The sequence below is a fragment of the Alcanivorax sp. genome (genome assembly GCF_014762765.1).
Classification (GTDB): Bacteria; Pseudomonadota; Gammaproteobacteria; order Pseudomonadales; family Alcanivoracaceae; genus Alcanivorax.
Map to the genome: position 1 here is coordinate 8,597 of NZ_JABURH010000193.1, position 8,669 is coordinate 17,265.

General features: G+C 62.4%; 8 protein-coding genes and 1 pseudogene. All 9 read left to right on the forward strand.

The genetic code is table 11. The features are described from left to right. On the forward strand, positions 1–417 hold a 417-nt coding region (gene mraY, locus HUJ17_RS14825; protein WP_290511421.1), incomplete at its 5' end, for a phospho-N-acetylmuramoyl-pentapeptide-transferase. A gap of 17 nt (positions 418–434) precedes the next feature. After that, positions 435–1,760: a UDP-N-acetylmuramoyl-L-alanine--D-glutamate ligase gene (gene murD / locus HUJ17_RS14830; RefSeq protein WP_290511422.1), complete on the forward strand. Its 1,326-nt coding sequence runs from the start codon at positions 435–437 to the stop codon at positions 1,758–1,760. Continuing rightward, on the forward strand, positions 1,753–2,910 hold the full coding sequence (gene ftsW / locus HUJ17_RS14835; RefSeq protein ID WP_290511423.1) for a putative lipid II flippase FtsW: 1,158 nt from the start codon (positions 1,753–1,755) through the stop codon (positions 2,908–2,910). The genes murD and ftsW overlap by 8 nt, the downstream gene beginning before the upstream one ends. Then, positions 2,907–3,980: an undecaprenyldiphospho-muramoylpentapeptide beta-N-acetylglucosaminyltransferase gene (murG, locus tag HUJ17_RS14840; protein WP_290511424.1), complete on the forward strand. Its 1,074-nt coding sequence runs from the start codon at positions 2,907–2,909 to the stop codon at positions 3,978–3,980. Before ftsW ends, murG begins: the two co-directional genes overlap by 4 nt. Then, positions 3,970–5,400: a UDP-N-acetylmuramate--L-alanine ligase gene (gene murC, locus HUJ17_RS14845; RefSeq protein WP_103916651.1), complete on the forward strand. Its 1,431-nt coding sequence runs from the start codon at positions 3,970–3,972 to the stop codon at positions 5,398–5,400. The genes murG and murC overlap by 11 nt, the downstream gene beginning before the upstream one ends. Then, positions 5,393–6,316, forward strand: a complete 924-nt coding sequence (locus tag HUJ17_RS14850; protein ID WP_290511425.1) for a D-alanine--D-alanine ligase — start codon at positions 5,393–5,395, stop codon at positions 6,314–6,316. Before murC ends, HUJ17_RS14850 begins: the two co-directional genes overlap by 8 nt. After that, positions 6,309–7,082 (forward strand): cell division protein FtsQ/DivIB, encoded by a 774-nt coding sequence (locus HUJ17_RS14855; protein ID WP_063509390.1) that lies wholly within the window; start codon positions 6,309–6,311, stop codon positions 7,080–7,082. Before HUJ17_RS14850 ends, HUJ17_RS14855 begins: the two co-directional genes overlap by 8 nt. Positions 7,083–7,101: 19 nt before the next feature. After that, positions 7,102–8,337 (forward strand): cell division protein FtsA, encoded by a 1,236-nt coding sequence (gene ftsA, locus HUJ17_RS14860; protein ID WP_035248224.1) that lies wholly within the window; start codon positions 7,102–7,104, stop codon positions 8,335–8,337. Between the two features lie 125 nt (positions 8,338–8,462). Further along, a pseudogene (locus HUJ17_RS14865) lies at positions 8,463–8,669 on the forward strand (cell division protein FtsZ); the annotation flags it as partial.

Here is an 8,669-nt window from a genome sequence, read left to right on the forward strand (position 1 = left end):
GAATTCGCTCCGTACCTGCAGATTCCCTATGTGGCCGGTGCCGGCGAACTTGTGATTATTTCTGCCGCCCTGTGTGGCGCCGGCCTCGGGTTCCTGTGGTTCAACGCTTATCCGGCACAAGTGTTCATGGGCGATGTGGGCGCGTTGGGCCTGGGCGCAGTGCTGGGCGTGATGGCGGTGATCGTCCGTCAGGAAATCGTACTTTTCATCATGGGTGGTGTGTTCGTGATGGAAACCGTCTCGGTGATGTTGCAGGTGGGGTCGTTCAAGCTCACCGGCCGGCGGGTGTTCCGCATGGCGCCGATTCATCACCACTTTGAACTGAAAGGATGGCCGGAGCCGAAGATCATTGTGCGCTTCTGGATCATCACCGTAATTCTGGTCCTGGTGGGTCTGGCGACCCTGAAAATCCGATAGGGGATTGAGTTAGCTTTATGGCGAAAGACGGGTTTGATCTGGTAATTGGCCTGGGAGTATCCGGGCGTTCCGTGATCCGTTATCTGACGGACCAGGGGATGCCTGTGCGCGCCCTGGACACCCGTGCCGAACCCGCCGGCCTGGAGGCCCTGCGCGCCGAATTCCCCAACGTGAAAATTCATACCGGTGGTTTCAAGGCCGGCTGGATGAACAACGCCCGTCGTCTGATTGTCAGCCCCGGTGTGGCAGTGGCGACCCCCGCTATTGCCGAGCAAGTGGTTGCTGGCAAGGAAGTGATCGGCGATGTGGAACTTTTTGCCCGTGCTGCCAGCGAGCCTCTGGTGGCGATCACTGGTTCCAACGCCAAGAGTACCGTGACGACGCTGCTGGGCCAGGTGGCTGACGCCTGCGGCATGAACCCGGGCATCGGCGGCAATCTGGGGGTGCCGGCCCTGGAGCTGCTGGATGATCAGGCGCGCCTGTACGTGCTGGAGCTGTCCAGTTTCCAGCTGGAAACCACCTACAGCCTGAGCGCGGAAGTGGCGACCATTCTCAATGTGTCCCAGGATCACCTGGATCGTTACGCCAGCTTCGCTGATTACGTGGCCGCCAAGCAGCGCATCTATGATGGTTGCCAGGTCGCGGTGTGGAACCGGGATGACCTGGCCACCCGTCCCCCTGCCGGGGTGCCGCGCCAGATCAGTTTTGGCGCTCATCCGGAAGCGGATTACCGGCTGGATACTGAGAACGGTCGGTTGCTGTGTCGCGGCGAGCAACTGCTGGCCCTGTCCGAACTGGCGCTCACCGGTCATCACAACGCCATGAACATCCTTTCCGTGCTGGCGATCAGCGATGCCTTGTCCCTGAACCGTGACAAGGCGCTGGCCACGGTGAAAGCCTTTACCGGCTTGCCGCACCGCTGCCAACTGGTGGCTGAAGCCGGTGGCGTGCGCTGGTTCAACGATTCCAAGGCGACCAATGTGGGTGCCACCCTGGCGGCTCTGACCGGTATCGGTGAAAGCATCGACGGCAAAGTGATCCTGATTGCCGGTGGTCAGGGCAAGGGTCAGGATTTCTCCCCACTGACAGAGCCGGCGCGCCAGTATCTGCGCGCCGGCCTGCTGATGGGTGAAGATCGCAGTACCCTGGCTCAGGGGATGTCCGCTGCCCCTTGCGAGCTGGTGGCCGACATGGAAGCGGCTGTGGCCCGGGCCCATGCATTGGCACAACCCGGTGATGCGGTGTTGCTGTCGCCGGCCTGTGCGTCTTTCGATATGTATTCCAGCTTTGTTGCCCGTGGTGATGACTTCTCCGCCCGGGCCAGGGAGGTGTGCCATGACTGAGCGCATGATCCTCAAGCTGGATAACCGGGGCCTGGACAAAACCCTGATGTGGAGTGCCATCCTGTTGGCGCTGGCCGGTCTGGTGATGGTCTCATCTGCCAGCCTGCAGATTGCTGAAACCCGGCTGGGCGATCCCTTCTATTATGCGTTGCGCCACGGCATCTATCTGTCACTGGGGCTGGCTGCCGGTGCCTTTGTTTATTTTGCGGTGCCGTTGGCGTTGCTGGAGCGGTTGCGCTTCTTGATGTTGCCGGTGGCGCTGGTGGTGCTGGTGATGGTGTTCATCCCCGGTCTGGGCCGTACGGTCAACGGCTCCACTCGCTGGATTGCCCTGCCGGGCCTGACCATTCAGGCCTCGGAAATCGTCAAGCTCTGTTTCGTCCTGTATCTGGCAGGGTATATCGCCCAGCGCAAAGCGGCCCTGGAAACCGAGTGGAAGGCCTTTCTGCTACCCCTGGCGTTGCTTGGCGTGCTGACCATCCTGCTGCTGCTGGAGCCGGATTTCGGCGCTGTGGTGGTGCTGGGTATCACCGCCATGGGCATGTTGTTCCTGTCCGGGGTGCCGACCCTGCGCTTCTTGTTGATTGGACTGGCTGCGGTGGCGCTGGGCGCCCTGGTGGCTTTTGCCGAACCCTATCGGGTGGCGCGGCTGATGACCTTTACCGACCCCTGGGCGGACCAGTACGGCTCCGGATACCAATTGACCCAGAGTCTGATCGCCTTTGGCCGTGGCCACTGGGATGGCGTAGGTCTGGGTAACAGCGTGCAGAAGCTGTTCTACCTGCCGGAAGCCCACACCGATTTTGTTTACGCGGTGATGGCCGAAGAGCTGGGTTTGCTGGGGAATCTGGCGTTGATCAGCGGCTTTGTGCTGCTGGGCTGGCGCATCTTCCGCCTGGGTCACAGCCTGGAAACCCGCGGTCTGCTGTACCACGCCTATCTGGTTTATGGCTGCGCCTTCGTCTTGTGCTCCCAGGTGTTCATCAACCTGGGTGTAAATATGGGCCTGTTGCCTACCAAGGGACTGACCCTGCCGTTTATCAGTTATGGCGGTTCTTCACTGCTGATCTTCTCCGCCATGGTGGGGCTGATCCTGCGTGCCGGCGCCGAAGCCGAGCAGCTGAAAGCGAGAGGGAGGGCGGCACGATGAGCGGCACCATCCTGATCATGGCAGGCGGCACCGGCGGGCATGTGTTTCCGGCGCTGGCAGTGGCGGATCAATTGCGTGAGCGCGGTTTCCGGATCCTCTGGCTGGGCGCGGAAAACGGTATGGAAGGCAAACTGGTTCGCCAGTACGGCTACGAGATCGCCGAGCTGGCCGTGTCCCGGTTGCGTGGCGGCGGACTCAAGCGCAAGCTCACCGCCCCGTTCAATCTGCTACGCGCGGTGCTGCAGGCGCGCAGCCTGATCAGCCAACGCCAGCCGCTGCTGGCGGTGGGCTTTGGCGGTTTTGCCAGTGGTCCTGGTGGCCTGGCCGCGCGCCTGTGCAAGGTGCCGGTGGTAGTCCACGAACAGAATGCGGTGCCGGGGCTGACCAACCGGTTGTTGTCCAAGATGGCCACCGTGACCCTGGAAGGTTTCCAGGGGGCGTTCGGCACCCAGAGTGCCTGCTGGGTGGGTAATCCGGTACGCGCCGAGATTGCCAATCTGGAAGAGCCGTCTCGTCGTTATGCCCAGCACCAGGGCGGTCTGCGGGTGCTGGTACTGGGCGGCAGCCAGGGGGCCCTGGTGCTGAATCAGGACCTGCCGGAACTGCTGCTGGCGGTACTGGGCCAGGATATCCAGGTGCGCCACCAGTGTGGTGCTGGCCGTACCAGTGAAGCGGCGCCGATTTACCAGGCGTTGGGGTTGGACGCCCAGGTCAGTGAATTTATCGACGACATGGCACAAGCCTACGGCTGGGCGGATCTGGTGATCTGCCGGGCCGGGGCGCTAACCGTCGCGGAAGTGGCGGCCGCCGGTGTGGCGGCCCTGTTCGTGCCGCTGCCCACGGCAGTGGACGATCATCAGACATTGAATGCCCGCTGGCTGTCAGACCGGGGCGCGGCCCTGTTGCTGCCCCAGCGGGACATGAGTGCCGCCAGCCTGGCGGGCATATTGAAACCGGTTGCAGAACGCGGGTTGCTGGCGCAAATGGCGCAGCGGGCTCGCGAGCAGGCCGTGGCCGACAGCGCCGAGCGCGCGGCCACGCTGTGTGAGGAGGTGGCCAATGGCCGATAACGACAACATCCATATCGTCCCCGAGATGCGGCGCATCAGCGGTATCCACTTTGTGGGTATCGGCGGCGTGGGCATGTGTGGCATCGCCGAGGTGCTGGCCAATCAGGGCTATGCCATCAGCGGTAGCGACATCAAGGAATCGGCGGTCGTAGAGCGCTTGCGTGGCCTGGGTGTGCGGGTGGAAATCGGTCACCGGGCAGAAAATATCGATGGCGCTGACGTGGTGGTAACGTCCACGGCGGTGACCACGGAAAACGAGGAAGTGGCGGAAGCCCATGCCCGCCGGATTCCGGTGGTGCCGCGGGCCCAGATGCTGGCGGAGCTGATGCGCTTCCGTCACGGCATCGCCGTGGCCGGCACCCACGGCAAGACCACGACGACGTCCATGACCGCGGCCATCATGGCAGAAGCGGGTATGGATCCCACCTTCGTGATTGGCGGGCGACTGAACAGCGCCGGGACCAATGCGCGCCTGGGGCAGAGCCGTTATCTGGTGGCGGAAGCGGATGAGTCCGACGCCAGCTTCCTGCACCTGCAGCCCATGAGTGCCATCGTGACCAATATTGAAGCGGATCACATGCACACCTATGGCGGGGATTTTGCCCAGCTGGAGAACACCTTTATCGAGTTCCTGCACAACCTGCCGTTCTACGGCGTGGCAGTCATGTGTGTGGATGACCCGGTGGTGCGCAAGCTGCTGCCACGGGTCAATCGCCAAGTGATCCGCTATGGCTTCAGTGACGATGCGGATCTGCGTGCGGAGAACGTGCAGCAACAGGGTATGACCACGTCTTTCCGGGTGATCCGCAAGGAAGGTGAGCCGCTGGATGTGGTGCTGCACATGCCCGGCAAGCACAACGTCCTCAATGCTCTGGCGGCCATCGCCGTGGCCGCCGATGAAGGCGCCAGCGATGACGCCATTATTCGCGGCCTGAATAACTTTACCGGTGTTGGCCGTCGCTTTGATGTGCAAGGCGAATATCACTTCGACGGTGGCAGCGCGACCCTGGTGGATGACTATGGTCACCACCCCAGCGAAGTGGCTGTCACCATCGATGCCATCCGTGCCGGCTGGCCGGGTCGTCGTCTGGCCATGCTGTTCCAGCCCCACCGTTATACCCGTACCCAGGATCTTTACGAGGATTTCGTGGATGTGCTCTCCGGGGTGGATGTGTTGCTGATGCTGGAAGTGTATGGCGCCGGCGAAGACCCGATCCCCGGGGCCGATGCTCGCGCCCTGTGCCGCAGCATCCGCAAGCGTGGGCGAGTGGAGCCCGTATTCGTGGATGATCCGGCCAAGCTGGCCGACATTCTGGCCACCCAACTGCAGGACGGTGATCTGCTGGTGACCCAGGGCGCCGGCAATGTGGGAGCCATTGCAAAAGAACTGGCTGAACAGGGAGGCGCCAAGCGTGGATAAGGTGCTGCTGAAGAAGCAACTGGCCAGCGTTGGCCGGGTAGCGGTACTGGCCGGCGGCAATTCCGCCGAGCGCCCCGTGTCACTGAAAAGTGGTGCGGCGGTCCATCAGGCGCTGCGCAATCTGGGGCTGATCGCCGAGTTGGTGGACCCGGCACACAAGAGCGTGGATACCCTGAAAGGGTTTGATGCGGCCTTTATCGCCCTGCATGGCCGGGGCGGCGAAGACGGCGTTATCCAGGGCGTCCTGGAACACCTGGGCATCCCCTACACCGGTTCCGGGGTGATGGCCTCCGCCATCGGCATGGACAAGGTGCGCACCAAACAACTGTGGAAAGGCGCCGGCTTGCCAACCCCGGCGTTTTATGTGGCCGGCCGTAATGATATGGACCTGGGCTTTCCGCTGATGATCAAGCCGGCCCATGAGGGCTCGTCCATTGGCATGGCCAAGGCGGATAACGCCGAGCAGCTGGTTCAGGCCCTGAAAGAAGCGGAAAAGTTTGATTCCGATGTGCTGGTGGAAGCCTGGGTGAACGGCCCGGAATACACCGTGGCCATCCTGGGCGACGAGCCGTTGCCGGCGATTCGCCTGAAGACACCGAATGCGTTTTATGACTTCGAAGCCAAGTACCAGTCCAACAGCACTGAATATCTGTGCCCGGCGGGGCTGGATGAGGCCGATGAGCAGGCCCTGCGCCAACTGGCTCTGACCGCCTTCCGGGTGGCCGGATGTCGGGGCTGGGGCCGGGTGGATGTGATGCGCGATGAGCAGGGTCACTGGCAGTTGCTGGAAGTGAACACGGTACCGGGAATGACCGATCACTCCCTGGTACCCATGGCAGCCAAGGCCGCCGGGCGGGATTTCGACACCCTGGTGGGGGAAATCCTGCTGGATGCGCTGGAACGGAGTGATGGCTAAGCAGGCCGCGACCCCGCGCGGGGCCCGCCGCAAGCCGGTGAAGAAAGCCGGCGTACCGCTCAACGAGCGGGTGGCGGCAGCGGTGCCCTGGATGCTGGTGGGAACGGTGGCGGCGGTGTTGTTGGTCGGTGTGATCTATCTGCCGGCGGCACTGGATGGTTATCCGGTGCGCAAGGTGGGTGTCGATGGTGTCACCGATGTGCGCCGTCAGCAGCAGATCCAGACCGCCCTGGCGGCGCTGGTTCGCGACGAAAATTATTTTTCCGTGCCGCTGGAGGAAATCTATCAGCAGGCACAGGGCCTGAGCTGGGTGGAGCGGGTTTCCGTTCGCCGGCAGTGGCCCGATACCGTGGTGTTGACCGTGGAAGAGCGGCGCCCGGTGGCGGTGTGGAATGACACCGTGCTGATTTCAGACAGCGGTGAGCCGTTCAAGGCGCTCAAGCAGTACGACCTGGCCGGATTGCCGCGACTGAGCGGACCGCAGCAGCGGCTGGAGGAAGTGATGGGGTTCTATCACAGCATGGGCAAGATGCTGGCAGATGTGGACCTGGGTATTCGCAGCATGGAGGTCAACGCGCGACTGACCGCGCGCCTGACCCTGAACAACGATATGCAGCTGGTGGTAGACCGTGAAGCGTACACCAGCAAACTGCGCCGCTTTGTGCGGCTCTATCGCGGTGTGCTGAGCACGGACAGCCGCCGGGTAACCCGGGTCGACCTGCGTTATGCCGATGGCATGGCGGTGACCTGGGGCGAGCAAAGCTAGTTTTAGGAGAATGGATGACATGGCAAACGCATCAGAAAACATGATTGTCGGACTCGACATTGGCACCTCCAAGGTGGTGGCCATCGTCGGTCAGTCATCCGCCGATGGCACCATGGAAATCGTCGGTATCGGCTCCCAGCCGTCCCGGGGGATGAAGAAGGGTGTGGTGGTGGATATCGAAGCCACCGTGCGCTCCATCCAGCGGGCGGTGGAAGAGGCCGAGCTGATGGCTGGCTGCCACATTCATACGGTGTATGCGGGCATCGCCGGTTCCCATGTGCGCAGCCTCAATTCCCACGGCATCGTCGCCATCCGCGACCGGGAAGTGGCCCAGGCAGATATCGACCGGGTGATTGACGCGGCCCAGGCCGTGGCGATCCCGGCGGACCAGAAAACCCTGCATGTGCTGCCCCAGGAATATGTGGTCGACAACCAGGAAGGGGTGCGCGAGCCCATCGGCATGAGCGGTGTGCGCCTGGAGGCCAAGGTGCACCTGGTGACCTGCGCCGTGAACGCCGCCCAGAACATCGAGAAATGTGTGCGCCGCTGCAACCTGGAAGTCGATGACATCATTCTTGAGCAGTTAGCGAGTGCTCACGCCGTTCTCACTGAAGACGAGCGTGAGCTGGGTGTCTGCATCGTGGATATCGGTGGCGGTACCACGGATATCGCCATCTTCACCGAAGGGGCCATCCGTCACACCGCCAACATTCCCATTGCCGGGGATCAGGTGACCAACGATATCGCCATGGCCCTGCGGACCCCCAAGCAGCACGCGGACGAAATCAAGATCAAGTACGCCTGCGCGCTGACCCAGCTGGCCGGTGCGGACGAAACCATCAAGGTGCCCAGCGTGGGCGACCGGCCGCCCCGTACCCTCAGCCGCCAGAACCTGGCCGAGGTGGTGGAGCCACGCTATGACGAGCTGTTCACCCTGATCCAGGCGGAGCTGCGTCGCTCCGGCTTCGAGGACCTGATTCCCGGGGGCATCGTGCTCACCGGGGGCTCCTCCAAAATCGAGGGCGCGGTGGATCTGGCCGAAGAAATCTTTCACATGCCGGTGCGTCTGGGGTCCCCGCAGGGTATCTCCGGGCTCATCGATGTGGTCAAGAACCCGATCTATTCCACCGCGGTGGGCCTGCTGTTGTACGGCCAGCGCATGGAAAAGGACGGCACCAGTGCCCGCGCCCTTGCCGGTGGCGGGGAAGTGAACTGGGTAGAGCGGTTCAAAAACTGGTTCAAGGGCAACTTCTAGTTCCCCGGGCCGGTTAACAGTTTTCGCGGAAGCGGCAGTTCCGGGCCGCAGCAACATCACCGGGACAATTCGACGTTAAATGACGTTCAAAGTAGTAACAGGGAAGCAATAACGGGAGATCAACCATGCAATTCAAACTGGAAGACAGCGTACCGCATGGCGCGGTCATTAAAGTGGTAGGTGTCGGTGGCGGCGGCGGTAACGCCGTGGATCACATGGTGCGTTCCGGTGTGGAAGGGGTGGATTTTATCTGCGCCAACACCGACGCCCAGGCACTGCGAAATGCCTCCTCCAAAACCGTGATTCAGCTGGGCAGCCAGGTGACCAAGGGG

Coding starts and splice junctions, on each gene's coding strand:
- murD (WP_290511422.1), top strand. CDS start 435: ATGGCGAAAGACGGGTTTGATCTGGTAATTGGCCTGGGAGTATCCGGG.
- ftsW (WP_290511423.1), top strand. CDS start 1,753: ATGACTGAGCGCATGATCCTCAAGCTGGATAACCGGGGCCTGGACAAA.
- murG (WP_290511424.1), top strand. CDS start 2,907: ATGAGCGGCACCATCCTGATCATGGCAGGCGGCACCGGCGGGCATGTG.
- murC (WP_103916651.1), top strand. CDS start 3,970: ATGGCCGATAACGACAACATCCATATCGTCCCCGAGATGCGGCGCATC.
- HUJ17_RS14855 (WP_063509390.1), top strand. CDS start 6,309: ATGGCTAAGCAGGCCGCGACCCCGCGCGGGGCCCGCCGCAAGCCGGTG.
- ftsA (WP_035248224.1), top strand. CDS start 7,102: ATGGCAAACGCATCAGAAAACATGATTGTCGGACTCGACATTGGCACC.